The organism is Burkholderia sp. NLJ2, from assembly GCF_049487195.1.
Classification (GTDB): Bacteria; Pseudomonadota; Gammaproteobacteria; order Burkholderiales; family Burkholderiaceae; genus Burkholderia; species Burkholderia pyrrocinia.
In genome coordinates, this window is the sequence record NZ_CP137808.1 from 2,010,902 (window position 1) to 2,035,099 (window position 24,198).

General features: G+C 66.7%; 24 protein-coding genes. 8 read left to right on the forward strand and 16 right to left on the reverse strand.

Annotated features, from left to right (window positions below; all coding sequences use genetic code 11):
* Positions 1-45: 45 nt before the first annotated feature.
* The 4 genes from R9B84_RS09195 to R9B84_RS09210 form a co-directional block, all read right to left on the reverse strand.
* Entirely contained in the window at positions 46-867 is an 822-nt protein-coding gene (locus tag R9B84_RS09195; RefSeq protein WP_423757744.1) for an ABC transporter permease subunit, read from the reverse strand.
* Complete coding sequence (locus tag R9B84_RS09200) at positions 864-1,790, reverse strand: ABC transporter permease subunit (protein ID WP_262531875.1); 927 nt, start codon at positions 1,788-1,790, stop codon at positions 864-866. The genes R9B84_RS09195 and R9B84_RS09200 overlap by 4 nt, the downstream gene beginning before the upstream one ends.
* Positions 1,787-2,947 carry an ABC transporter ATP-binding protein gene (locus tag R9B84_RS09205; RefSeq protein WP_423757745.1) on the reverse strand — a complete coding sequence of 387 codons (1,161 nt, stop codon included), beginning with the start codon at positions 2,945-2,947 and terminating at the stop codon, positions 1,787-1,789. The genes R9B84_RS09200 and R9B84_RS09205 overlap by 4 nt, the downstream gene beginning before the upstream one ends.
* An 87-nt stretch (positions 2,948-3,034) precedes the next feature.
* The gene (locus R9B84_RS09210) at positions 3,035-4,129 is read right to left on the reverse strand and encodes a polyamine ABC transporter substrate-binding protein (RefSeq protein WP_423757746.1); all 1,095 of its coding nucleotides are present in this window, start codon (positions 4,127-4,129) and stop codon (positions 3,035-3,037) included.
* 517 nt (positions 4,130-4,646) lie between these two features.
* On the opposite strand from R9B84_RS09210, the gene R9B84_RS09215 reads away from it, so the two are divergent.
* Complete coding sequence (locus R9B84_RS09215; protein WP_021159754.1) at positions 4,647-4,850, forward strand: DUF1289 domain-containing protein; 204 nt, start codon at positions 4,647-4,649, stop codon at positions 4,848-4,850.
* A 75-nt stretch (positions 4,851-4,925) separates the two neighbouring features.
* On the opposite strand, the gene R9B84_RS09220 is transcribed toward R9B84_RS09215, so the two are convergent.
* The 3 genes from R9B84_RS09220 to R9B84_RS09230 form a co-directional block, all read right to left on the reverse strand.
* The gene (locus tag R9B84_RS09220) at positions 4,926-5,567 is read right to left on the reverse strand and encodes an OmpW/AlkL family protein (protein ID WP_423757747.1); all 642 of its coding nucleotides are present in this window, start codon (positions 5,565-5,567) and stop codon (positions 4,926-4,928) included.
* 65 nt (positions 5,568-5,632) lie between these two features.
* A complete protein-coding gene (locus tag R9B84_RS09225; RefSeq protein WP_065499908.1) occupies positions 5,633-6,823 on the reverse strand; it encodes an NAD(P)H-dependent flavin oxidoreductase in 1,191 nt (396 codons plus the stop codon).
* A 123-nt stretch (positions 6,824-6,946) separates the two neighbouring features.
* Entirely contained in the window at positions 6,947-8,383 is a 1,437-nt protein-coding gene (locus tag R9B84_RS09230) for an aldehyde dehydrogenase family protein (RefSeq protein WP_423757748.1), read from the reverse strand.
* A 347-nt stretch (positions 8,384-8,730) separates the two neighbouring features.
* Between R9B84_RS09230 and R9B84_RS09235 the strand changes: the two genes are divergently transcribed.
* From R9B84_RS09235 to R9B84_RS09245, 3 genes are all read left to right on the forward strand, one after another.
* Entirely contained in the window at positions 8,731-9,096 is a 366-nt protein-coding gene (locus tag R9B84_RS09235; RefSeq protein WP_047900785.1) for a hypothetical protein, read from the forward strand.
* A gap of 207 nt (positions 9,097-9,303) precedes the next feature.
* Positions 9,304-9,861 carry a hypothetical protein gene (locus R9B84_RS09240; protein ID WP_423757749.1) on the forward strand — a complete coding sequence of 186 codons (558 nt, stop codon included), beginning with the start codon at positions 9,304-9,306 and terminating at the stop codon, positions 9,859-9,861.
* 91 nt (positions 9,862-9,952) lie between these two features.
* Complete coding sequence (locus tag R9B84_RS09245) at positions 9,953-10,528, forward strand: polysaccharide deacetylase family protein (RefSeq protein WP_423757750.1); 576 nt, start codon at positions 9,953-9,955, stop codon at positions 10,526-10,528.
* A gap of 18 nt (positions 10,529-10,546) precedes the next feature.
* Here the strand turns inward: R9B84_RS09245 and R9B84_RS09250 are convergent, their stop codons facing one another.
* On the reverse strand, positions 10,547-11,533 hold the full coding sequence (locus R9B84_RS09250; RefSeq protein WP_423757751.1) for a phosphotransferase: 987 nt from the start codon (positions 11,531-11,533) through the stop codon (positions 10,547-10,549).
* Between R9B84_RS09250 and R9B84_RS09255 the strand changes: the two genes are divergently transcribed.
* Positions 11,532-12,221, forward strand: a complete 690-nt coding sequence (locus R9B84_RS09255) for a cephalosporin hydroxylase family protein (RefSeq protein WP_423757752.1) — start codon at positions 11,532-11,534, stop codon at positions 12,219-12,221. The genes R9B84_RS09250 and R9B84_RS09255 overlap by 2 nt on opposite strands.
* Here R9B84_RS09255 and R9B84_RS09260 read toward each other — a convergent pair.
* The 6 genes from R9B84_RS09260 to R9B84_RS09285 form a co-directional block, all read right to left on the reverse strand.
* The gene (locus R9B84_RS09260; protein WP_047900800.1) at positions 12,178-13,383 is read right to left on the reverse strand and encodes a glycosyltransferase; all 1,206 of its coding nucleotides are present in this window, start codon (positions 13,381-13,383) and stop codon (positions 12,178-12,180) included. The two genes, R9B84_RS09255 and R9B84_RS09260, sit on opposite strands and share 44 nt — an antisense overlap.
* Positions 13,384-13,390: 7 nt before the next feature.
* Positions 13,391-14,458, reverse strand: coding sequence for an asparagine synthase-related protein (locus tag R9B84_RS09265; protein WP_423757753.1), 1,068 nt, complete (start codon positions 14,456-14,458; stop codon positions 13,391-13,393).
* Entirely contained in the window at positions 14,455-15,333 is an 879-nt protein-coding gene (locus R9B84_RS09270; protein ID WP_423757754.1) for a 4Fe-4S cluster-binding domain-containing protein, read from the reverse strand. Before R9B84_RS09270 ends, R9B84_RS09265 begins: the two co-directional genes overlap by 4 nt.
* Position 15,334: 1 nt before the next feature.
* A complete protein-coding gene (locus tag R9B84_RS09275) occupies positions 15,335-16,330 on the reverse strand; it encodes a phosphotransferase enzyme family protein (protein ID WP_423757755.1) in 996 nt (331 codons plus the stop codon).
* On the reverse strand, positions 16,331-17,080 hold the full coding sequence (locus R9B84_RS09280) for an FkbM family methyltransferase (RefSeq protein ID WP_423757756.1): 750 nt from the start codon (positions 17,078-17,080) through the stop codon (positions 16,331-16,333).
* A 243-nt stretch (positions 17,081-17,323) separates the two neighbouring features.
* Positions 17,324-18,916 (reverse strand): ABC-F family ATPase, encoded by a 1,593-nt coding sequence (locus R9B84_RS09285; RefSeq protein WP_423757757.1) that lies wholly within the window; start codon positions 18,914-18,916, stop codon positions 17,324-17,326.
* 168 nt (positions 18,917-19,084) lie between these two features.
* Between R9B84_RS09285 and R9B84_RS09290 the strand changes: the two genes are divergently transcribed.
* Entirely contained in the window at positions 19,085-19,537 is a 453-nt protein-coding gene (locus R9B84_RS09290) for a lipocalin-like domain-containing protein (RefSeq protein WP_423757758.1), read from the forward strand.
* 117 nt (positions 19,538-19,654) lie between these two features.
* Here the strand turns inward: R9B84_RS09290 and R9B84_RS09295 are convergent, their stop codons facing one another.
* Complete coding sequence (locus R9B84_RS09295) at positions 19,655-21,937, reverse strand: AsmA family protein (protein WP_423757759.1); 2,283 nt, start codon at positions 21,935-21,937, stop codon at positions 19,655-19,657.
* A 152-nt stretch (positions 21,938-22,089) separates the two neighbouring features.
* On the opposite strand from R9B84_RS09295, the gene R9B84_RS09300 reads away from it, so the two are divergent.
* Together R9B84_RS09300 and R9B84_RS09305 are read left to right on the forward strand one after the other, a co-directional pair.
* Complete coding sequence (locus tag R9B84_RS09300) at positions 22,090-22,791, forward strand: ABC transporter ATP-binding protein (protein WP_423757760.1); 702 nt, start codon at positions 22,090-22,092, stop codon at positions 22,789-22,791.
* Positions 22,788-23,591, forward strand: coding sequence for an ABC transporter permease (locus R9B84_RS09305; protein WP_423757761.1), 804 nt, complete (start codon positions 22,788-22,790; stop codon positions 23,589-23,591). Before R9B84_RS09300 ends, R9B84_RS09305 begins: the two co-directional genes overlap by 4 nt.
* 40 nt (positions 23,592-23,631) lie before the next feature.
* Here the strand turns inward: R9B84_RS09305 and R9B84_RS09310 are convergent, their stop codons facing one another.
* A complete protein-coding gene (locus R9B84_RS09310) occupies positions 23,632-24,105 on the reverse strand; it encodes a PliI family lysozyme inhibitor of I-type lysozyme (RefSeq protein WP_423757762.1) in 474 nt (157 codons plus the stop codon).
* Positions 24,106-24,198 lie beyond the last annotated feature (93 nt).

The following is a 24,198-nucleotide window of genomic DNA, read 5'->3' on the forward strand; positions in this document are numbered from 1 at the left end:
CGTCGTCGGCACCGGGCGTTTTTCAATGCCACCGCAACCTGCGCGTCAGGCCGCGAACCCTGCCATCCGCTTGCGCTCCTGACGCAGCATCACGAAGTTCGCGATCACGACGCCGGCCGTCACCGCGACGATGAACAGCGTCGCGAGCGCGTTCATTTCCGGATTCAGCCCGAGGCGCACGCGCGAGAACACGACGAGCGGCAGCGTCGTCGAGCCGGGGCCCGACAGGAACGCCGACAGCACGAGGTCGTCGATCGACAGCGTGAACGACAGCAGCCAGCCCGCGATCAGCGCCTGCGAGATCAGCGGCAGCGTGATCGTGAAGAACACCTTCAGCGGCGTCGCGCCGAGATCGAGCGCGGCTTCTTCCAGCGACGGGTTCAGCTCGCGCACGCGCGACTGCACGATGATCGCGACGTACGAGATGCACAGCATCACGTGGCCGAGCCAGATCGTGAAAATGCCGCGCTCGGCCGGCCAGCCGATCCACTTCGCGAGTTCGATGAACAGCAGCAGCAGCGAGATCCCCTGGATCACCTCGGGAATCACGAGCGGCGCGTTGATCATCCCGCTGAACAGCGCGAAACCGCGAAAGCGCCCCATCCGCGCGAGCACGAAGCCGGCCCACGTGCCGATGAACACCGACGCGAACGCGGTCAGCACGCCGATCTTCAGCGACAGCCACGCGGCCGTCAGCAGCTCGTCGTCCTCGACGAGCGCCGAGTACCAGCGGAACGAGAAACCCGACCACACGGTGACGAGCTTCGACTCGTTGAACGAATAGACGATCAGGCTGATGATCGGGATGTACAGGAACGCGAAGCCGGCAAACAGCGCCGCGAACTGCAGGTAACGATTCGGCTTCATCGACGGGCCTCCTGCTCCTTCGCCTGGAAGTGCTGGAACATCGCCATCGGCACGAGCAGCAGCAGCACCATCGCGCAGGTCACCGCCGACGCCATCGGCCAGTCTGCGTTGTTGAAGAACTCATTCCACATCACGCGGCCGATCATCAGCGTGTTCGCGCCGCCGAGCAGCTCCGGAATCACGTACTCGCCGACCGCCGGGATGAACACGAGCAGGCAGCCCGCGATGATCCCGTTCCTCGACAGCGGCAGCGTGATCTGCACGAACGCCTTCCACGGTTTCGCGCCGAGGTCGTACGCCGCTTCCAGCAGGCGCAGGTCCATCTTCACGAGGTGCGCGTAGAGCGGCATCACGAGGAACGGCAGGTACGAATACACCATACCGATGTACACCGCGTAGTTCGTGCGGTACAGCTCGATCGGCGTATGGGTCAGGCCGATCCACATCAGGAAGTTGTTGAGCAGCCCGTTGTTCTTCAGGATGCCGATCCATGCATATACGCGGATCAGGAACGACGTCCAGAACGGCAGCATCACGCCCATCATCAGCAGGTTGCGGGTCGCCGGGTTCGAGCGCGCGATGTAGTACGCCATCGGATAACCGATCAGCAGACACAGCAGCGTCGTGACCGCGGCCACCCACACCGAGTTCACGTAGGTCGCGAAATACAGGCTGTCGGTGAACAGAAACGCGTAATGCGACAGGTTCAGCGCGACGTGCACGACGCCATCCGCGTACGACGCGAGTTCCGTATACGGCGGAATGCCGAGCTGCAGCTCCGCGAAGCTGATCTTGACGACCAGCACGAACGGCACGAGGAAGAACAGCACGAGCCACGTAAACGGCCCGGCGACGACCGCCGAGGCGCCCGTCAGGTTGAAGCGCCGCACCGGCCAATCGAGCAGGGACTTGAACGCGTTCATGACGTCAGCACCACGCCCGCAGTCGCGCTCCAGCGCACGTAGATCTCGTCGCCGAGCGCCGGCGTGTCGAGCTCGGAAATCGCGAGGCTCGATACGTTCGCGATCACCGTCTTGCCCGCGTCGAGCTTCACGTGATACAGCGAATAGCCGCCCATGTACGCAACGTTGCTGATCCTGCCGCGCGCCCAGTTGAACGCGCCTTCGGGCGGCTTGCGCGTGAGCGCGATCCGTTCCGGGCGCACCGACACCGTGACCGGCATCCCGAGCGGGCCCGAGATCCCGTGGCTCACGTACAGCCGGCTCGGCAGCTCCGGCGATTCGATGTACACGTGGTCGGGTTCGTCCTCGACGGTCAAGCCGTCGAACAGGTTCGTCGAGCCGATGAACTCGGCCGAGAAGCGGCTGTTCGGATATTCGTACACTTCGTTCGGCGAGCCGATCTGCACGATCTGGCCTTCGCTCATCACCGCGAGGCGATTCGCCATCGTCATCGCCTCTTCCTGGTCGTGCGTGACCATCATGCAGGTGACGCCGACCTTGTTCAGGATGTTGACGAGCTCGATCTGCGTGCGCTGGCGGATCTGCTTGTCGAGCGCCGACATCGGCTCGTCGAGCAGCAGCAGCTTCGGGCGCTTGACCAGCGAACGCGCGAGCGCGACGCGCTGCTGCTGGCCGCCAGAGAGCTGATGCGGCTTGCGCTTCGCGTACTTGCTCATCTGCACGAGTTCGAGCGCCGCATGCACGCGCTCCTTCAGCTCGGCCTTCGGTACGCCTTCCTGCTTCAGGCCGAATGCGACGTTCGACTCGACCGACATGTGGGGGAACAGCGCGTACGACTGGAACATCATGTTCACGGGCCGCTTGTACGGCGGCATCTGCGCGAGGTCCTCGCCGTCGATCAGGATCTTGCCCGACGTGACCGTCTCGAGACCCGCGAGCATCCGCAGCAACGTCGACTTGCCGCAGCCCGAGCTGCCGAGCAGCGCGAACAGCTCGCCCTGGCGCACGGTCAGGTTGACGCTGCGCACGGCTTCGGTGTCGCCGAATTTCTTGACGACGTCGACGATCTGGACAAAGTTCTCGGCGCGCGCACTGGCGCCGGAGGAGGAAACGGAGGACGGTGCGCCCGCGACCGGCGCACCCGACTGGCTATTCATGATGTGCTGCTTCTCTCCTGCGTTTTGACGAACAAAGCCCCCGGGGGCACCAGGGGCTTCATGACTGCTGGGGAACACCGGCTCGCGTCAGCGGCCCGATTTCAGCTCGGTCCACAGACGCGTCTGCAGACGCTGGATTTCAGGCGGCAGCGGCTTGAGCAGGAACAGCGTCTTCACGACGTCGGCCGGCGGGTAGACGGCCGGGTCGTTCGCGACGTCAGGCTTCACGTACTTGCGGGCCTCGGCGTTGGCGCTCGGGTAGTACACCGCGTTCGTGATCGCGGCGTGCACCTTCGGATCCTCGATGTAGTTGATCCACTGCAGCGCGGCATCCTTGTTCTTCGCGTCCTTCGGGATCGCCATCACGTCGAACCACACCGGTGCGCCGCCCTTCGGAATGTAGTACTCGACCTTGTACGGCTTCTTCGCTTCGATCGCGCGATGCTTTGCGATCACGACGTCGCCCGACCAGCCGAACGCGAAGCAGATGTCGCCGCCGACCAGGTCGTTGATGTAGCCGGACGAGTTGAATTGCGTGATGTACGGGCGGATCTTCTTCAGCACTTCCATCGCGGCCTTGTAGTCGGCCGGGTTCGTGCTCATCGGATCCTTGCCGATGTAGTGCAGCGCAGCCGCGAACATCTGGTCGGGCGCGTCGAGCACCGACACGCCGCAGGTCTTCAGCTTCGAGATGTTTTCCGGCTTGAACAGGATGTCCCAGTTGTCGAGCGGCACCTTGCCGAGCGCCTGCTGCGCCTTGGTCAGGTTGTACGCGAGACCGGTCGTGCCGTACGCCCAGGGCACCGAGTACTTGTTGCCCGGGTCCGCGCCCGCGACGAGCGCCATCAGTTGCGGATCGAGGTACTTGAGGTTCGGCAGCTTCGACTTGTCGAGCGGCGCGAAGATGCCGGCGGCGATCTGCTTGCCCGCGTAGTTGCTGGTCGGCACGACGATGTCGTAGCCCGAGCTGCCCGTCAGCAGCTTCGCCTGCAGCGTGTCGTCGCTGTCGTAGTTGTCGTAGCGGACCTTGACGCCCGCCTGCTTCTCGAAGTTCGGGATCGTGTCCTTCGCAATGTAGTCCGACCAGTTATAGACATTGAGCTGCGTATCCTTCGCCGCTGCCGCCGATGCACCCACGCACAGCGCGAGCGCTGCGAACCGGCCCACTACCTTTGCTTTCATCCCGTTCTCCCTCCGGCCGGACCGTTTGTCCGGCTGCCGTCTGCCTCGTCACGGCGGCGCAATCTGGTGCTCCGCCCCTCGAAAACCCCGAAAACTACCACCATTCGCGCTCCGTCACAAAAAAATCATGCCGGTGTCGCGCAAACGGAACAGATCGCCGCCGTCGGCCAGTCAGGCCGCCCGTGCGGCGGGGTGTTCCGGAGGGAATTCTATCGGGTAATCGGCGGCTGTCCACCGGGAAAAACAGGCAGCGGCGAAACCGCGTTCGCCGGCCGGACGGATCACGCACCCCATGGTTGTGTGCGCCGGCGTATCACCGGTGACATCGCGGCGCGCTTCGCGCACCGGTGCCTGTCGGGCAATCCTGTCGGCCAGCCGTTGCCGTGCTCCCGGCGGGTGCGGCCGGCCGTACTGTCATGACGGTGCGCCGGGACGGCATGCCGGCCGCACCCGCCGGGCCGACCGGCCGCGATGCATTAAAATGCCGGCTGACGATTCAACTGCGCGAACTCTTCCGATGGCCTCCAATCTCCACGACCTGCCCGACAGCCCCTGCATCGGCGTGTGCTCGACCCTCTTCGACGAAGTCTGCAAGGGCTGCGGCCGCACGGCCGCCGAAGTGTCGAACTGGGTGTTCCTGAGCGACGACGAAAAGCGCGCCGTGTGGGAGCGCATCCAGCGCGAAGGCACCGCGATGCGCTTCCAGTACGACAAGCTGTAAATCCGCCGCGCAAAAAAAAAGCGGCATGCCGACCGCCATGCCGCCAACCCCAACTCTGTTCTTTTCCTGCCGCGTCTAGAACTTCATCCCGACGCCCACGCCGACGATCAGCGGATCGATGTGCAGCGTGCCGATGCCTTTGTCGCCGAGCGTCGCATCGGTGCTCATCCAGATCTTCTTCACGTCGACGTTCATGAACACCTTCTTCGTCACCTGCACGTCGATACCGAACTGCAGTGCGGGGCCGAAGCTGCTCTTGTTGACCGACACGCCCTGCCCGCCGACGTTGAGCCCGTTGTTGTAGAAGTACGTGTAGTTCAACCCGGCGCCGACGTACGGACGCACCTTGCCGGCATGGTTGAAGTGGTACTGCAGCAGCAGCGTCGGCGGCAGCACGCCCACGCCGCCGAGATTGCCGAGGCTCGACGTCAACTGGTGCCGCGACGTGCCGAGGATCAGTTCGACGCCGAGGTAGTCGCGGATCATGTACGTGAAGTCGAGCTCGGGCACGATCGCGTTGTTCACGCCGACGTTGAGCGCGCCCAGCGTGTCGCTCGCGCGCTCGTTCGGCTGGATGCTGATCGCGCGCAGGCGAACCAGTACGTCACCCTGGTTGATGCCGTCGCCCGGCGACGCTGCGTGCGACAGCGACGGCATCGCGACGAGGCTTGCCGCGACGGCGGCAGCGGTGACACAAGTTCGAATCGTTTTATGCATGGTACGGACCCCCAAAGAATGGTTTCCATTCTCCATGTAGGGTCTTTTCAGCATCTTGATATCCGTCAAGCCAGCGTAAACGTGGGACGGTTTGCCGCAGGCTCGGTCGCACAGCCCGTCAGCAGCAAGTCGAGCAAATCGCGCACGCTGCGGATCGCGCGGCCGAACGGCAACGCTTCGCGGCCGCGGAAGAACAGCCCGTTCGCGACGTCGCCGCGCAGCGCGGCCGCCAGCCGCGTGTCGATGCAGAAATGGCCGAACTTCTCGATGCCGTCGCGCAAGCCGCATACGCTCAGGCACTCGAGCGCGGTCGGGCAGCGCTGCTTGAATGCGCCGAGCTTGTTGCGAATGCGCGTCTCGTTGCGCAGGTAACGATCGAGCCACGGCGTCTTCACTGCGCGCGCGGGCAGCCCCGTCACGCTGACGAATTCGACGATGTCGTCGGGCGCCGCATCGGCGAGCACGCGCTTGAAGTCCGGATGCGCGTCGCCTTCTTCCGTCACCGCGAACGGCGTCCCGACCTGCACGCCGTTTGCACCGGCCGCGAGCGCCGCGCGCACCATGTCGTGACTGTTGATCCCGCCCGCAACGATCAGCGGGATCGAGTCGCGCGCGAGGCCAAGCGACGCCATCACCTGCGCGGTCTCGTCGAGCACGCGCGCAAAATCGAAACGGTGATCGTGCATGTCGTCGATCTGCGTGACGCCGAGGTGGCCGCCCGCGTGCGCCGGATGCTCGATCACGATCGCATCGGGCAGGCGCCCCTTCTTCATCCACTTCTTCAGCACGAGCGCGATCCCGCGGCTGTCCGACAGGATCGGGATCAGCGCGATGTCGTGTCCTTGCGTGAGATCGGGCAGATCGAGCGGCAGGCCCGCACCCATCACGATCGCATCGGCGCCTTCGTCGCATGCGACACGCACGTAGTCCGCATGCGCGCTCACCGCCTTCATCACGTTGACCGCGATCATCCCGCGCCCTTCGCTGTAGGTCTTCGCAAGGCGGATCTCGCGTGCCAATGCGTCGAGGTTCGCGGCCTCGAGCGTCGCGCGATCGGGTTGCGCGCGGCAACGCGCGAGCAGGTCCGCATGATGGTGACGCAGGTCGATGCTCGCGATCGTGCCGACCGCGCCTTCGCGGGCGACGCTGCCCGCCAGCCGGTGCGCGGAAATACCGACGCCCATGCCGCCCTGCACGACAGGCAGCAAGGTGCGGCCGCGAATCGTCAGCGGCGGAAAGGAAGTGCATACGGTCATCGGATACCTCGTCGGAACATCGGAACCGCGATGATCGACGATCCACCGCCGCGCACCTTGACGGCCGTCAATAAAAAAACGGCACGCGAGCGTGCCGTTTCCGGTTCATGCGGCGCGAAGCGCTCAGGCCGGTTTCGCTGGCTTCAACTGCATCGACTTGTACTCGAGATACTCTTCGAGCCCGTACACGCCGTTCTCGCGGCCGTGCCCCGACTGCTTGTAGCCGCCGAACGGCGCGGCGCCGTTCCACGTGCCGCCGTTGATGTCGACCTGCCCCGTGCGGATGCGGCGCGCGACGCTCATCGCGCGTTCGTCGCTGCCGGCCCATACCGCGCCGCCGAGCCCGTACGGCGAATCGTTCGCGATCCGCACGGCTTCGTCTTCGTCGCGATACGTGATGATCGACAGCACCGGCCCGAAGATCTCTTCCTGCGCGATCGTCGATTTCGGATCGACCCGGCCGAACACGGTCGGCTTCACGAAGAAGCCCTTCGCGAGCCCTTCCGGCAGGCCCGTGCCGCCCGTCACGAGTTCCGCGCCTTCATCGATCCCGCGCTGGATGTACGCCTGCACGCGCTGCTGCTGCACGGCCGACGCGAGCGCGCCGAGTCGCGTTGCGTCCTGCCGCGGATCGCCCGCGACGTACGTTTCGGCCGCGGCCTTCGCGATCTCGCGCGCTTCTTCGTAGCGCGCTTCCGGCACCAGCATCCGCGTGTGCGCCGAGCAGGTCTGCCCCGCGTTCAGGTAGCACGCGTTGACCGTGCCCTTCACCGCCGTTGCGAAATCGGCATCGTCGAGGATCACCGATGCCGACTTGCCGCCCAGCTCGAGCGCGACGCGCTTGACGCCCGCGGCCGCCAGCTCGGCCACGCGCTTGCCGGCACGCGTCGAGCCCGTGAACGACACCATGTCGACGTCCGGATCGGTGGCCAGCACCTCGCCGACGACCGGGCCGTAGCCGCACACGAGGTTGAACACGCCGGCCGGCAGGCCGGCTTCGTGAATCGCTTCGGCGAGCATGAACGCGTTGAGCGGCGCGACTTCGGACGGCTTCAGGACGACCGTGCAGCCGGCCGCGAGCGCCGGCGCGACCTTCAGCGTGACCTGGTTGAGCGGGTAGTTCCACGGCGTGATTGCCGCAACGACGCCGACCGGCTCGCGCACCACGAGCGAGTTGCCGACCTGTGCCTCGAATTCGAACGACTCGGCGAGCTTCGCGTACGCCTTCCAGTTGTAGATCGGGCCGCCGACCTGGATCGCGCGCGACAGCTTGATCGGCATCCCGACTTCGCCCGTGATCGACTGCGCGAGTTCCTCGCTGCGCGCCTGCAGACGCTCGACGATCTTGCGCAGGTAACCCGCGCGCGTCGCGGCCGGCGTCGCTGCCCATGCGTCGAAGGCCGCGCGCGCCGCGCGGATCGCATCCTGCGCGTCGGATGCGATGCCCTCCGGAATCCGGCCGATCACGGCCTCGGTGCCCGAGTCGATCACGTCGATCGTGCCGGTTCCGGCCGGTTTGCGCCACGCGCCGTCGATATAGAACTGGTCGTAGATTTTCATCGTGTTCCGTCTCCTGTTGATCCGGGTTGGCGCCTTGACGCTCAGGTCCGCTGGAGTCGCTGCTTCAGCACCTGCTCCAGCCCGATGCTTCGCGGGAAGCCGACATTCTAACGAGCGTTGCGGTCGACTGGTGTGACGATTGACAGCCATTCGAAAGGACTCCGGCCTCTGCCGCATCCGCGCTCCGCGGTCGACCGCGAACGCCGGTGCCACGTCCGTTTCGCCGCCGCCATGTCAGCATCCGCCCGGGTGCGCGGTCGGGCCCGCATCGTGCTATGTTTTTATTATCGGCACCGGCCCATTGCGACCGGCGCCGCCCGGAATCGATGCATTTCGTGAGCCCTGCCATGTCCGACGCCTCCCATACCCTCGGCTCGCAAGACCGCCTGGAGCTGCTTTGCTGGCTTACCTGCGGCAATCTCGGCGCGTTTTACCTCAACGAATCGTGGCCGGACGCCACGTTCCAGGTCCAGGCCGCGCACCGCTGGCTCGACCGCCATCACCGTCAGGCCGACTGGCTCGCGGTCGCCAAGCTCGCGGCGCTCGCGCAGGACATCGCGAAGCGCCACGCCGGGTTCGTCGACGCGTCGTGGGCACGCGACGCGGTCGAGGAAATCGTCGATACCGACGATCTCGACTATCGCGCGAAACTCGTGCAATGGGTGTACGAAGACTGCTGCAAGGCGCTCGCGGACAAGCGGCTGGCCGATTGAGCCGCATATCGAACCGCGCGCGGGTCGCGGCACCGCTTTGCGCGACGATCTTTTCGTCGATGCGGAGGTAACAGCCGGACGGGCTGGCGGGGTACGGTGCATCAGCACCGCTCCCTGCGCCGGCACGCGCGAAGCGTCATAGAATCGTCGTCGCCGACCGTTCGGATCATCCGGCCCGAACTCACCTCGAACCTGAAGGATGCTCGCGTGGCGCTCGCCCATCGATTTCCGCTGATCGCCGGCGCATCGGCCGCACTGATTGCCGGTTTTGGCGCGGCCCATGCGGCGCCCCCGCCCGCAGCAACCACTGCCGCCGCGTGTCCGTCGCCGTCGTTCGACCGCTACCCGGCACGCGCCGCGAGTGCGCCGCCCAAGCCGGCCACATCGCCCAGGCTGACCACCAGGGAATCCCGCCTGTACCGCACCGTCATTCGCGACGCGTTCACGCAACCGGCCAATTTTGCCGGCCACTATCGCGTCGCGATCTGGGGCTGCGGAACGGATTGCCGGAACTTCACGATCGTCGACAAGTACACGGGCGCGACGTACACGATGCCCGGCGTGAACGCCGTCGCGGGCGTGATGGGCAACGACGACGAACGCGTCGATTTCCGCACCGGCAGCAGGCTGCTGATCGTCGCGGGCTGCTTCAACGACGATTGCGACGACCACAACGCAAAGGCGGCCCGGTTCTTCTACGAATGGACCGGCACGCGGCTGCGTCCGGTCGGCACCTGTCCGCTGGCCATCGAGCCGCGTCAGTAACCGGCGCGGTCGATTCGCTGGCAGCCGCCCAGCGCAACTTGCGCTATCGTTTCTCCTGTCCTGTATACCTTCAACGACGCGCCCACCCGCGATGTCAATTCACCTCAGTTTCGACGACGGACCCGGCCCGTCGACGCCAGCCTTGCTCGATGTCCTGCGTGCCGCGTCGTGCGCAGCGACGTTCTTCCTGCTCGGCAAGAACCTGGCGGGCGCGCTCGACATCGCGACGCGAATGGCGCGCGAAGGCCATCGACTCGGCAATCACACGCATTCGCATGCGAGGCCGGGCGCACTGGCGGACGACGTGCTGATCGCCGAAATCGATGCGACCGACGCGCTGATTCGCGACGCGTATCGCCGGGCCGGCATGCCCGCGCCCGACGCGATCCCGCTGCGCCTGCCTTACGGGCTGGTACCGCAGGACAATCGCGCCGGCGTGCTCGCGCGCCTGCAGCGCGAACACACGGGCTGGACCGCGATACTGGACGACTGGCAGCGGCCGGCGCCGGCGCCCGAGGTACTGTTCGACGCGATGCGCGCGCATGTCGCCGACAGCGCGGCACGGCACCAGGACGTGCTGTTCTGCATGCACGACGGATCGCGGCATGGAGACGCGCGGCCCAATACGGTCGAAGCCGTGCGCCTGTTCCTGAATCGACAGAACTGACGCGGCGGCCGGCCAGCTTCAGGGCGCCGCGCCGTCCAGCAATTGCCGCCAGCCACCGAGAAATCCGATGCCGGGCCCCGGCATCCACAGGCCGCGCTGCGCGGCTTCGAGATGGATCAGCGTCTGGTCCACGCAGAACAGCGCCATCAACGCATCGCGATTCGCGCGCATCCAGTCCGGCGCAGCATCGGGTCGCGTCGCTGCATAGGCTTGCAGGCCGGCCTCCCAGCGCGGCGCGTCGAAGACGAAGCGATCGTCCCTGCCCGCATCGCGCGACAGCGCGAACAGCGCAAAGGCCGCCTCGAGCCACTGCGCACCCTGCCCGACATCGTCGAAATCGAGCACACCGCTCACCGCACGCCCCACGTACAGCAGGTTGCCCGCGTGATAGTCGCCGTGCAGCCAATGCACCGGCCCCGTCAACCAGCGTGCCGCGGCGGCGAGATGCATGCCGATCCGCCGGATCACCGTGTCGTAATGGCTATTCAAGTCGCCCGGCAACGACGGCATCGCGCGCGCCGACACACGCGCATGGCGCGCCGCCAACCAGGCCATCGGCGCGGATTCGCTCACGGGGATCGCCGCCAGCGCCGCATGCAGATGCGCGAGCGCGCGCATCGCATCGATCGCGCCCGCTTGCGCATCGTCGGGCAGGCCGGGGCTGCCGTCGATATGCTCGAACAGGTGCAGCCAGCTTCCATCGGGCACCTGCACACCGGATTGCGCATCTACTGTCGGCCGCAGTCGCGGCAGCGCGGGCAGCATCGGCGCCGTGCGCGAACGGCCGAGATCGCCGAGTATCGACGCCTCGCGATGCACCTGCTCGACCAGCTTGCCGGACCACGACACGCGCAGCACCACGCGCTCCGAATCGCACTCGACGAGATACGTTTTGTTAGTATGGCCCGACGACAGCGCCTGCAGGCGCGCCGGCCCGAGGTTCCAGTGCCGGCGAAGCCAGGGTTCCAGCGTTTTCACGTCACTCCTACTCGTTGCATTGACCATGTCAGAGCGTCCTTCGGCCCGCATGCGGGACATCAACATCGAATGGCTGACGCGCGCTGCCGAATTCGACCATCTGTTCCAGACGCGCTGGCTCGGCGAGCGCTTCTTCCATCTGCCCGGCGACATGCTCGCGCTCCAGGAACTGATCTGGCGCGAGCGCCCCGACTGCATCGTGCAGACCGGCATCGCGGCGGGCGGTGGCGTCGTGTTCTCCGCGTCGATGCTGGAATTGGCGGGCGATCGCGGCCGCGTCGTCGCGATCGATCCGCGCCTGCGCGACGCAGTCAGGCAGCGTCTGCAATCGCACCGGCTTGCCCATCGCATGGTGCTGATCGAAGGCGAATCGTGCGCGGCCGACACGCTCGCGTCGGTGCGCGCACAGATCGGCGACGGCGCGCGCGTGATGGCGATCCTCGATCTCACGCATACGCACGCACACGTGCTGCGCGAACTCGAATGCTATGCGTCCCTCGTCACGCCCGGAAGCTACGTAATCGTGATGGACACCATCATGGAGTATCTGCCGGCATCGATGTTCGACGGCAAGCCGTACGGCAAAGGCAACAACCCGGCAACGGCCGCGCGCGAATTTCTCGCCCGCGACGACCGGTTCGACGTCGACGAGGACATCGAGGATCGCGTGCTCATGACGCTGTCGCCAGGCGGCTTCCTGAAGCGAGTTCGCTGATCAGGCGGGCGGCCTGCGCCGAGCCATCGAGCGTGTAGCTCGCACGGATTCGCGCCGCGTGCTCGCGCAGCGGGCCGGGACGCAACAGGCGTTCGAGCGCAGCGGTAATGCCAGCGACGCCGGCCTGCTGCAGATCCAGCACGCACCCGGCGCCGGCCCGCTCGACGAAGTGCGCCGAATGGAACTGGTCGTTGCAGAACGGCGACAGCAGCATCGGCACGCCGCACGCGAGCGACTCCATCACCGAATTCGCGCCGCCGTGGCTGACGAACGCGTGCGTGCGCCGCAGCAGCGCCAGTTGTGGCACATAACGCACCGCGACGACGCGCTCGTCATCGGCCGGCAGCAGATCCGAATCGACCAGTTCGCCCACCGACAGCACCAGTTGCGCCGACGTCGCGCGCGTCGCGTCGATGACCTTCGCGAACACGTCCGGGTGGTAGTAAAGCTGGCTGCCGAGCGACATGTAGACGAGCGGGCGATCCGCGTCGAGGCGTTCCCACGGGAACGGCGTCTCGTCGCCGCGCGGGCCGGACGGCAGCGCGGGGCCGACCAGCTCGACACCCGGCGGCGGCGCGCCGACCAGCGCGTCGGTCGTGAACGCGAGCGTCAGATGCGGCGACAGGATGTCGCAACCGCGAAAGCGCGCGTCGAGACCGTAGCGCGCGAACAGGCGCGTGCGTTCCGGCGCAAGCCAGCGCACCGTGCGCAACAGTTCCGAATCGAGATCGTCCGGCAGCACCGGATTCAGCGAATTGGACATCGACACCCACGGCAGCCCTTCCAGCTCGGCGGCAATCGCCGCCGCATAGAGCAGCGGATCGATCACGACCACGTCGGGCTGCCATTCGCGCAGCACCGCGCGGATGCCGTCCACCTGCGCGGGTGCGAGGTCGATCAGCAGCGTGCGGATCCAGTGTCGCAGCCAGTCGGCGTCGCGAATGTTCGCGGCGAAGCTCGCGCCGCGCGACAGGTCGTGGCGTTCGGGCGTCTCGCGCGGCCCGACGAACGCGAAGTCGCCGGCGCCGTCGAGTTGCGCGCTGATGTCGGCCGGCGCGTAGAACGCGACGTCGCAGCCGGCGGCGCGCAGATGCTGGGCCGGGCCGATGCACGGATTGACGTGCCCTTTTTCGGGCACCACGCAGAACAGGATGCGTTTCATGAGCGGCTCAGGTTGGGCGATGCGCGGCATCGAAGTGGAAGTGGTCGAGATGATCGAGGAGCAGCGTCAGCGTCGCCCACAGCACGCGTTCGGTATCCGCCTGCAGCGTGGGCGCGGCAAGACCGAGCGTGTCGGCGAGCGCGCGCGTGCGGTCGCGATCGAGCAGTGTCGCGAGGTCCATCGCCGGCGCGAGCCGCCCGCGCTTGGGGCCATGCACGAGACGGTCCGGCAGGTTCAGACGCGCACCGAGATCGCGCAGGCATTGTTTGTTCAGGTCGGGTTCGATGCTCGTCAGATGCGCGACGACGGCGGCGTCGACAAACGGCGGATGCAGATCGACCGACGCCGCATCGAACAACGCATGGCACAGCGGCAGGTAGTTGGCCGACCGGTCGCGGCGCAGCACCTGGTCTGCGCCGTCGCCGGTGATGGCCACCTCGACGCCGTCGGCGGCCATCGCCTCGGCCAGGAGCAGCTTCGCGACCGGATGCAGGTTGAACATCGGCTCCTCGACCGCATGGGTCGTTCTCGGCAGCGCGGCCACGAAATCGGCCTCGTTCGCGCGCACGATCTTCACCGTCGCCTGCATCTGCGCGGCCAGTTCGAGTGCCGCATCGCGTTCGCAATAGTCCGGCATGTCGGTCGCGAGGATGTAGGACGTCACGTGCCGCTGCGCGCCGAGTTCGCGCAGCAACGCGAGCAGCAGCGCCGAATCGAGCCCGCCGCTCAGCGCCAGCGCGACGCGCTTGCCGCTGTCGAGCGCGCGTTGCAGCGACGCGCGCAGCACGGTTTCCAGATCGCCGCGCTGCGGCCGTTCCGGCGCAGGCTGCACCGCGAACCCTTGCGGCGACCGGATCAGCGCATGGCCGGGCGGCACCGCCAGCACGTCGCGCAGCACGGTGCGACCGACGGGACGCTCGCCGCTCAGGTAGCCCGCGATGGCGACCGTATCCGGCGCGCCGGCCGGTTGCCCCGACGCATGCAGTACGGCCCGGATGCCGGACGCCGACACGCCGCTGCGCGGATGGTAGTGCAGACGATCGAAACCGAACGGGTCGCGCGTGCCGACGATCATGGATAACGAGCCTTCAAGGTGTCCACTTCAATACGTTTGAGGATGCGATGCGGCGCCACCGGCGCGCTGCCGCCCTGGCAATGCAGGCACGCTTCGAGCGGCGCCTCGCGTTGCAGATAGGCGAGCATCGCGTCGAGCATGCCTGCGTCGTCGCGCAACGGCAGGCCGTCGGATTGAAAATCCTTCTCGCCCTTGTACAGCGTATGGAAATGCGCGGGACGCGTACACGTGTAGAACATGCCGTCGCGAATCATATGGCAGCGCTCGCGGATCCAGCAATCGCGATAGAGGCGCTGCGCGTCGTCGCGGTCCGTGCCGGGCTGTGCGCGATTCATCGTCGTGAACACGTCCTGCACCTTCCAGTTCAGGCGGACATCGAAGCGCGCCGCCTGGTGCTCGACATGCGCGATCAGGTCCGGCGAAAGCGACGGCTTCGGGTAGCGCGAGATCGTCAGCGCATCGACCGCCTGCCAGAACGCGTCCGGCATCTCGCCGAGCTTCAGCCCGTTTGTCGTGACCGATATCACGGGTGCGATGCCCGTGGCGCGCACGCGTTCGATCAGCTCGACGAGCGCCGGATGCAGCAGCGGTTCGCCGCCGACCAGCTTGAACATGCGCGGGCTCAGCACCTTCGCAGCCGTGCGCAGGTCGGCTTCGAGCGAATCGGGGCTCGCATGCCACTCGGGCAGGAGCGGCGACAGCGAGCAGCATTCCGCGCAGGTCAGGTTGCAGTGATCGACGATATGCGCTTCCAGCGAACGCGTCCGGACGCGCCCGTCTTCGACGCGATAGTCGCGATCCAGCGGCGGCGGGAAGACATGTTTCCGCTCGCCGGATGGCAGCGGGTTCGTGGCCCGGTTCAGATTCGCATTCACATCAGTTTCCTGCTTCCACGCAACGGGAAAAGAAATCGACGAGACGGCCGCGCGCGTCCACCATCGCGGACGCCATCGTCACCGCCCCGTTCAGGTGCGCGGCGAAGCGCGCCTGATCGTCGAACCAGCCTTGCACGACCCACAGCTTGAGCGCGTGCTGCAGACACGCGGCATCGACGGCCCATGCGATGCGCGCGGGATTCACCGGCCGGACCTGCCGATATGCGCGTACGAATGCTTCCGCAAGCGGGGGTGCCTCCAGCGGCAGATGATTCAGGCAACGCACCAGCTCGTATTCGCGCGGCGCGCCGATCGACGCTTCCCAGTCGAGGATGAGCGGCGGCGTGCCCGCATCCGCGAACAGGTAGTTGAACTGGTTGTAGTCGTTGTGGATCGGGTGCTGCGGATCGTCGGCGGGAAACGCTTCGACGCTGCCCGGATAGTAGCGGTCGATCATGCGCAGCGCGAGCTCGACATAGCGGCGCAGGTTCGCGGCGCCGTCGTGCGAACGCGCGCGATCCAGCGCATCGTGCAGGTTGCGGCGCACCGCGTCCGCGTCGATCTCGGTCAGCCGCGCGCGGATCGTGTCGAGCGACGGCAGATGAAGCCGCTCGAGGCTCAGGTGCAACGCCGCCAGACTCGCGCCGAGTGCATCCCATTCCGCCGGCGAAAACGTATCGTAGGTTCTGAACTGCCCCGCTTCCCAGCGCGTCAGCATCGCGTGCGCGCCGGTGCCCGTCCACAGCGGTTCGCCGGCCGTCGTGCGTTCCAGCGTCTGGACACGGAAGCGGGCATCGCCGTGCGTTTCGAAATGCGCGAGTACGGCAGCTTCCTTGGCCGCGCGCGCATGATGCTCCGGCGCATAGAGCTTGACCGCCACGCCGCCGTCGCCGGTCGGCAGATGCCACACGCGCTCGCCGACCTGCCGCGGCGGCCCGCTTTGGCCGAGCGCGTAGGCGTCGCGGATTGCGTCGAAGGTGACGGCGCGCTCGTCCATTCAGATGTGCTCGGCCGGCCCGTGCCGATACGGATGGCCGCTCAGGAACGTGTTGTGCCCGACGTAGCGCAGCTTGTACATCGCCGGCCGAAACAACACCGACGGATCGTTGTTCTCAATGCCGAGCTGCGGGTACAGGTCCTGCCGCACGAAGAATGCGTTGTTGCCCATGTCGTCGCAGCAGACGAGCTCATAGCCCTTCTGCCTGCCGAGATGAACGAGCGATTCGAGGCTCGCGCCGTAATAGGTCGATCCGTCCCATTCGTGGTCCGGATTGAAGCACATGACCCAGCGTTCGGGCGGCGTGTAGTACGGGTTGTATTCGATCACGACGATGCGCGGATTGAACGCTTGCAGGCCGCGCCAGACCCAATAGTCGTTTCCGTCGATATCGATCGACAGCAGATCGAAGTCGGCCGGCGTGTTCGCATCGGCGAGCAACTCGTCGATCGTGTCGGGCTGGGCGCGGTCGTGATGCAGCCGGACGCGCTCTGCACCTGCGTAGTGCGCGGCAAGCTTGCCGAACCGGTATGCGCTGCCTTCCACCAGCACGCCCGCCCAATCCTGTTCGCGCAACAGCCGCGCGGTGTTGCTGTTGCGCAGGCCGTCGCTCGCGCCGATGTCGACGCAGAAGCGATTCGTGGGCGCGATCCGCTCCATCAGCCTCGCGAGGATGCTTTCCTCGGTGCCCTGCGCGTACAGGCTTGGCGCAAGGCCGGACAGGTCGAGCGGGAGAGGATGGTCCTGCATCGAGGGGCGGCTCCGGGTCGGGATCGGGTATGGGGATTGGTGTTCGGAGGGTAATTTACCCGAAGTCGATTGATCGGAGGAAACTGGAATGCGCGACGCTGTCGGGCTGGCCGGGGGCGGAAATGAAAAAGCCCGCATCGACATTGCTGTCGATGCGGGCCTGATGCGTTTCTCACGGCTTCGCTCTATGTGCCTGGCTTCATATTGTCTAGCCGCGACACATGAACGGAAGCCTCAGGACAATTACTCCTGCCCCTGACTCGTCAGGAATTCCTCGTAATTGCCGCCGAAGTCGAACAGCGTACTGTCCGTCCGCACTTCGATGATCCGGTTCGCCAGCCCGCTCACGAATTCGCGGTCGTGCGACACGAAGATCAGCGTGCCTTCGAACTGCTCGAGCGCGATCTGCAGCGACTCGATCGATTCCATGTCCATGTGGTTGGTCGGCTCGTCCATCAGCAGCACGTTGTGGCGGCCGAGCATCAGCTTGCCCCAGATCATGCGGCCCTTCTCGCCGCCCGACAGCACCTTCACCGACTTCCGGATGTCGTCCGACGAGAACAGCAGGCGGCCCAGCGTGCCGCGCACCATCGTTTCGTCGTCGCCATCCTTGCGGTACTGGTCGATCCAGTCCATTAGCGTGATGTCGTTCGGGAACTCCTCGTACGTGTCCTGCGGCATGTAGCCGACGTTCGCGTTCTCGGACCACTTCACCGTGCCGTGTTCGAGCGCGAGCGCGCCGAGCAGCGAGCGCAGCAGCGTCGTCTTGCCCGCGCCGTTCTCGCCGATGATCGCGATCCGCTCGCCCGGCTGCACCGACAGGTTGAAGTTCTGGAAGATCGTGCGCTCGTACTTCTTCGTGATGTCCTCGGCGACCACCGCGACGTTGTGCAGCTTCTTCTCGAACTCGAAGCGGATGAACGGGTTCTGGCGCGACGACGGCTTGAATTCCTCGATCTTGATCTTGTCGATCTGCTTCGCGCGGCTCGTCGCCTGGCGGGCCTTCGACTTGTTCGCCGAGAAGCGGCGCACGAAGTCCTGCAGTTCGGCCACACGCTCCTTCGCGCGCGTGTTCGCCGCGGCCTGGCGCTCGCGCGCCTGCGCCGATGCGAGCATGTAGTCGTCGTAGTTGCCCGGCCAGACCTTCAGCGTGCCGAAGTCCATGTCGGCCATGTGCGTGCACACCGAGTTCAAAAAGTGACGATCGTGCGAAATGATGATCATCGTCGAGTTGTACTCGTTGAGCGTCTGTTCGAGCCAACGGATCGAGTTGATGTCGAGGTTGTTGGTCGGTTCGTCGAGCAGCAGCACGTCGGGCTTCGAGAACAGCGCCTGCGCGAGCAGCACGCGCAGCTTCCAGCCCGGCGCGACGTCGCTCATCGTGCCGCTATGGAACTTCTCCTCGATGCCGATGCCGAGCAGCAGCGCGCCCGCGCGCGCCTCGGCGTCGTAGCCGCCGTATTCGGCGAACTTGCCCTCGAGCTCGGCCGCGTGCATGTAGTCGTCGTCGGTGGCTTCCGGGTTCGCGTAGATCGCGTCGCGCTCGGTCATTGCGGCCCACATCTCGGTGTGGCCCATCATCACGACGTCGAGCACGCGCACGTCTTCGTACGCGAACTGGTCCTGGCGCAGCTTGCCGAGACGGACGTTCGGCTCCAGCGCGACGTTGCCGGCGCTCGGCTCGAGGTCGCTGCCGAGAATCTTCATGAACGTCGACTTGCCACAGCCGTTCGCGCCGATCAGACCATAGCGGTTGCCCTCGCCGAATTTGACCGAGATGTTCTCGAACAGGGGCTTTGGCCCGAATTGCATCGTGATGTTGGCAGTAGAAAGCACGGCAGGTCCCGTTAAAGGATAAATCGACGGAAAACCGTGTATTTTAGCAGGTGTCGGAGAAACTGCCGACCATGCCGTTCCGGCAGCGCATTCCGACCCCTGGTCCGCCGCCCGGCGGCCCGCCAACACGACGGCGCGCGCCCCACTGCCGTCTTACCGGAATCCCGCATGCTTGCCAGCCAGCTTCGCGAACAACTCGTCGGCGCATGGCGCCTCGTGTCCTACGAAGTGCGCCCGCGCGACGGCAGCGCGGTCGCCTATCCGCTCGGCCGCGACGTGCGCGGCTGGATTCTCTACACACCGGACGGCTACATGTCCGCCCAGCTGATGGCCGCCGGTCGGCCGCCCTACGCGGACGGCGACCTGCACGGCGGCACCGCCGACGAGCGCGCGAGCGCCGCCCGCGGCTACATCGCCTATTCCGGCCCCTTTCGCGTCGACGACGAGGGCACGCTGACCCACGAAATGGACGTCAGCCTGTACCCGAACTGGATCGGCAACGTGCAGCAGCGGGTCGTCATGCTTGACGGCGATCGCCTGCAACTCGGCACCGCCGCGCCGGCGCGGATCGACGGCCGGGAAGTCGACGCCGTGCTGCTCTGGGCGCGCGCGGGCCGCTGACGCGCCGCTGCCGGTCGCAACGGTCGCCGGATCGGTGCGACCGGACGGCTGGCCGTTGCGCGCACGCGCGGCGTGCGGCGAGGCTGCGTAGCGCTCGCCTTGCGACGAGCGCACGCATCACTTGCCGGCCTTCGCGGCCACCCGCTGCGCCGCCTTCGCGTTCATCTGCCCGAACAGTTCCGAGCACGGCACGTCCCGGTTGTTGCTCGGCGCGATCAGCGGGATCAGCGCCGCGAACGGGTTGATCAGCCCGAGCCCGATCATCGCGCCGGCACGCAGCGCGAGCGCACCCGCATCGACGCCGACGTTCGGGTTCTTGAACGTGCCCTTCGCATACAGCGGCGAGCGCAGCGAGAAGATCCGGAAACCCTTCGTATGCGGATGGATCTTCAGGTCGAGCGTCTCGTCGCGCAGGCTGATCGGGCCGTCGACGTTGATCAGCGCGTCGTCGGTATCGAGCGCGAATACCTTCGGGTCGAGAGTGCCGTTGGTCGCGACGAAGTCGATCGCCGCGCAGTTGATCTTCACGTCGTTGTTGCCGAACAGCTTCTCGTACACGACGTTCGCAACGTTCAGCCCCGCCGCTTCCATCAGCAGGCGGCTGATGCGGCCGTCCGTGACGAGCGCCTTCACTTCGCCGGTCGACGTCGCGGCCAGCGCGGCCGGCGAGTTGCCGGTCGCCGACAGCGACGCGTCGCCGTTGATCTCGCCGAGCGCCGACTGCATGACCTTCTGCGTCGGGAACAGTTGCTTGAGCTTCAGGTGCCGCGCGGCCACCGTGAAGCGGCCCTTCAGCGGCGCGCCGCTGCCGTCGAGATGCGCGGTCGTCGCGAGCGTGCCGCCGGCGACGCCGAACTGCAGCGGCTCGAGCGACAGCACGCCGTCCTGCATCACGATGTGCGTGTACAGGTTCGTGATCGGCAGGTTCGAACTCTTGATCAGCTTGCGGCCCGTGAACTTGACGTCCGCGTCGATCTCGCGCCAGCGATCGGTACGGAACGTCTCGACCGGCAGCACGCGGCCCGGCGGCTGGCGCGTCGTGTCGCCGCGCTTGGCCTTGCTTGCGGCCGTATCCGCACCGATCACCGGCGCGAGATCGGAGAACTGCAGCAGGTTCGACACGAGCTCGCCCGACAGCTTCGGCCGCGGCTCGCGCTGCTCGTACACCAGCGTGCCGCCGAGATCGCTGCCGCCAACGCGGCCGTTGAAGTTCTCGTAGCGGAACGTGCTCGCGCGCCGCTTGAAGTTGCCGATCAGCCGCCCTTCGGTCGCGTAAGGCGGCGTGTCGGGCAGCGTGATGCCGGTGAGCTGGTAAAGGTGCGACATCGACGTGCCCTGCAGCCACAGCCGCAGGTCGATCGCCGCGAGATGCATCGGATCGGTCAGCGTGCCGACGATCGCGAGCCGCGTGTCGCCGGCCTTCACGTCGGCCTGCAGCGGGAACGGCCGCGACGCGTCCTGGATCGCGAGCACGCCGCCGAGCTTGCCGGTACCGCTGATCGGCACGTTCTTGTAGCGGCCGTCGACCTTCAGCCCGAATGCATAGGTCGGGCCGGACGGCTTCGCGGGCGCCGCGGCGCCGCTTGCGCCGGACGCGGCAGCAGCCGATGCGGAAGCGGAGGAAGAAGCAGAAGACGCGGACGCAGCCGAAGCGCCCGACGCCGACGCCGCACTCGCCGCCTCCGCAACCGACGCGCTCGACGCACTTGACGCGGCTTCCGCGTTGGCTTTCGCGCTCAACTGCGCGGCGCCATGCTTGCCGACGCGCTGCGCGGACGCCGCGCGCGACGTCTGTTCCTGTTCCTTCAGCACGTCGCCGAGCGGAATCGGCTGCCCGAGCGTATCGATCGCGACGCTCAGGTCGGCCTTCGTGATCGCGTCGCGATACGTGACGGTGCCCTTCGCGAAGCCGAAGCTGTCGAGCCGCACCTTCCACGGCGACGGCTGCGACGATTGCTTGAACTGGAAGGTCCACGTGTTGCGGCCGTCGGCGAGCCGCTCGAGGTCGACGGCGGGATTCACGACGTCGATCGACGGAATGACGATTTCATGCGCGAGCAGCGGCAGGATCGCGAGATCGAAATGCGCGGCATCGAGCGTGACGAACTTGGGCACCTTCGCCCAGTCGGGATTGCCGATCTCGAGCTGCGTGGCCGAAAAGCTCGGCCAGGGCACCCAGGCGCGCCAGCCGGTCTCGCCGTCGGGGCGACGCCAGCCGACCTTCAGGTCACCGTTGATCGCGAACGGGCGGCCGAGTGCCGCACTCACCTGTTCGTTGACCCACGGCTTTGCGCGGTTCCAGTCGAACGTGAAAAGAAAGACGCCGGCCGCCGCGATGAGCACCGCGACGATACCGACGATCCATGCAGCCGATTTGCCGATGGCTCGGGTTAGCGTCATGGCGGTTCCGTTGTTGTTCTGAAGTGTTGCCGCATCATGCCGGGCCGCTTGCGTGGACGAACGGCGCACGACACCCGCGGCTTTTCAATCGGTATTATGACGCACGCCGTAGTGACGTTTTGGCGCCATTAACGCTTTTTTTCATTTGTGACATGACAGCCCCCACCGGCCTCATCGATGCGCAGCGCATCACGCGGCGCGACGCCAGCAGCGGCAAGACCCTGCTCGCCCCGACCGATTTCAGCCTCGCAGCAGGATCGCGAATTGCCATCACGGGACCATCCGGGTCGGGCAAGAGCGTGTTGCTGCGCGCGCTCGCGCTGCTCGATCCGATCGACGGCGGCCACATCCTGTGGCGCGGCAGCCGGATCCGGCGCAGCGCGATTCCGCACTACCGGCGCAGCGTCGCGTACGTGCGCCAGCGTCCCGCGCAGATGGACGGCACCGTCGAATCGCAACTGCGCTATCCGTATTCGCTCGCGATCTATCGCGACGTCGCGTTCGATCGCGCGCGCGCCGAAGCGCTCGCCGCGCGCGCCGGCCGCGGCCCCGACTTTCTCGACAAGCGCGCGAGCGACCTGTCTGGCGGCGAAGCGCAGATCGCCGCGCTGCTGCGCGTGCTGCAGCTCGATCCCGACGTGCTGCTGCTCGACGAACCGACCTCGGCGCTCGATCCCGAATCGGCGCGCGCGATCGAAGCGCTCGTCGGTGCGTGGTTCGATGCGGCGTCCGACGCACGCGCGTACATGTGGATCTCGCACGACCCGGCTCAGGCCGCGCGGATCGGCACGATGCGGCTCGTGATGCAGGCCGGCGTGCTGCACGTTGCCAATCCGGCGGAGGCTGCGCAATGAGCCCGGCACTGCAGGACCTGAGCCTCGTCGACGTCGGCATCGCCGCCGCGCTCGTCGCCGTCAACGGCGGGATCTCGGCGGCACTGTCGCTCGGCCTCGGCCGCAAGCTCGCGCTCGCGGCGGTGCGCACCGTCGTGCAGTTGCTCGCGATCGGCTACGTGCTCGGCTGGGTGTTCGGCCATCCGCACTGGTATGTCGTGCTGCCGCTCACCGCGCTGATGACGTTGATCGCCGGTTTCGCCGGTGCGGGACGCGGCAAGCGCACGTATAGCGGCCAGCGCATCGACAGCATCGCGTCGATCTGGTTCAGCAGCTGGTTCGTCGCGGCGGTCGGCCTGTTCGTCGTGATCCGCATCCATCCGTGGTACGCGCCGCAATACGCGATCCCGATCCTCGGGATGATTCTCGGCAATACGCTGACGGGCGTGTCGCTCGGCGTCGAGCGGATGATGGAGGAACTCACGGCACGCCGCGACCGAGTCGAGACCGTGCTCGCGCTGGGCGGAACACGCTGGGAAGCCGCGCAGGACGCTGCGCGCCAGGCCGTGCGCGCGGGCATGCTGCCGACACTGAACCAGATGGCCGTCGTCGGCGTCGTGAGCCTGCCGGGGATGATGACGGGCCAGGTGCTGGCCGGCCAGTCGCCGCTGCAGGCCGTGCGCTACCAGATCGTGATCATGTTCCTGATTGCCGCGGCGTCCGCGCTCGGCACCGTCGGCGCGGTGCTGATGACCTATCGCCGGCTGTTCTCGGCCGATCACCGCTTTCTCGCGTCGCGGCTCGAAGAGCGCGCGCACTGACACGCGGCTGTGCCGCGCGGCGCATTCGCGCGGTACGCGGTCAGCGCGCGCCGCGGCGCTTGCCGATCGCCTTCCGCAACGCGGCCGCGATGTCCGCGTCGGGCGCGAGCCCGTCGACCGACGCGACGAGCCGCACCGCACGCGGTGTCGTCACATAGGCGTGCGCGCCGACATAACCGCCGCTGCCGGCCGAGCGCGTCGTCACGACGAGCGCCTGCGGCGCCCGCATGCCGAGATCTGCCGTGTACGCATCGGTAACCGTGCCATCGCGCGCATGCAACGCACCGGTCACGTAATCGTCGGTCTCGAAGCCGGGTGCGGCATGCGCGGTCGAATACACGCGCACCGCATAGCTGCCGGTCGAGCACGGTTCGAGCGCGCCGCTCGACACGACCACCACCTGCTGCCGCGACGGCAGCTCGACCTTCTTCACGAAACTGCAATCGTCGGCCGCCTGCGCATGCGCGCAGACGAACGCAGCGGCCGACAGCAGCATGCGCATTCGGAATTTCATCGGGATGTCGTTACGGGAAGGTGATGATGTGGCGGAGCATAACGTGACATCCGCATGACGTCACGCCGCGCCGACGCACGGCGAACGGTTGCA

Coding starts and splice junctions, on each gene's coding strand:
- R9B84_RS09195 (WP_423757744.1), bottom strand. CDS start 867: ATGAAGCCGAATCGTTACCTGCAGTTCGCGGCGCTGTTTGCCGGCTTC.
- R9B84_RS09200 (WP_262531875.1), bottom strand. CDS start 1,790: ATGAACGCGTTCAAGTCCCTGCTCGATTGGCCGGTGCGGCGCTTCAAC.
- R9B84_RS09205 (WP_423757745.1), bottom strand. CDS start 2,947: ATGAATAGCCAGTCGGGTGCGCCGGTCGCGGGCGCACCGTCCTCCGTT.
- R9B84_RS09210 (WP_423757746.1), bottom strand. CDS start 4,129: ATGAAAGCAAAGGTAGTGGGCCGGTTCGCAGCGCTCGCGCTGTGCGTG.
- R9B84_RS09215 (WP_021159754.1), top strand. CDS start 4,647: ATGGCCTCCAATCTCCACGACCTGCCCGACAGCCCCTGCATCGGCGTG.
- R9B84_RS09220 (WP_423757747.1), bottom strand. CDS start 5,567: ATGCATAAAACGATTCGAACTTGTGTCACCGCTGCCGCCGTCGCGGCA.
- R9B84_RS09225 (WP_065499908.1), bottom strand. CDS start 6,823: ATGACCGTATGCACTTCCTTTCCGCCGCTGACGATTCGCGGCCGCACC.
- R9B84_RS09230 (WP_423757748.1), bottom strand. CDS start 8,383: ATGAAAATCTACGACCAGTTCTATATCGACGGCGCGTGGCGCAAACCG.
- R9B84_RS09235 (WP_047900785.1), top strand. CDS start 8,731: ATGTCCGACGCCTCCCATACCCTCGGCTCGCAAGACCGCCTGGAGCTG.
- R9B84_RS09245 (WP_423757750.1), top strand. CDS start 9,953: ATGTCAATTCACCTCAGTTTCGACGACGGACCCGGCCCGTCGACGCCA.
- R9B84_RS09255 (WP_423757752.1), top strand. CDS start 11,532: ATGTCAGAGCGTCCTTCGGCCCGCATGCGGGACATCAACATCGAATGG.
- R9B84_RS09250 (WP_423757751.1), bottom strand. CDS start 11,533: ATGGTCAATGCAACGAGTAGGAGTGACGTGAAAACGCTGGAACCCTGG.
- R9B84_RS09260 (WP_047900800.1), bottom strand. CDS start 13,383: ATGAAACGCATCCTGTTCTGCGTGGTGCCCGAAAAAGGGCACGTCAAT.
- R9B84_RS09265 (WP_423757753.1), bottom strand. CDS start 14,458: ATGATCGTCGGCACGCGCGACCCGTTCGGTTTCGATCGTCTGCACTAC.
- R9B84_RS09275 (WP_423757755.1), bottom strand. CDS start 16,330: ATGGACGAGCGCGCCGTCACCTTCGACGCAATCCGCGACGCCTACGCG.
- R9B84_RS09280 (WP_423757756.1), bottom strand. CDS start 17,080: ATGCAGGACCATCCTCTCCCGCTCGACCTGTCCGGCCTTGCGCCAAGC.
- R9B84_RS09290 (WP_423757758.1), top strand. CDS start 19,085: ATGCTTGCCAGCCAGCTTCGCGAACAACTCGTCGGCGCATGGCGCCTC.
- R9B84_RS09295 (WP_423757759.1), bottom strand. CDS start 21,937: ATGACGCTAACCCGAGCCATCGGCAAATCGGCTGCATGGATCGTCGGT.
- R9B84_RS09300 (WP_423757760.1), top strand. CDS start 22,090: ATGACAGCCCCCACCGGCCTCATCGATGCGCAGCGCATCACGCGGCGC.
- R9B84_RS09305 (WP_423757761.1), top strand. CDS start 22,788: ATGAGCCCGGCACTGCAGGACCTGAGCCTCGTCGACGTCGGCATCGCC.
- R9B84_RS09310 (WP_423757762.1), bottom strand. CDS start 24,105: ATGAAATTCCGAATGCGCATGCTGCTGTCGGCCGCTGCGTTCGTCTGC.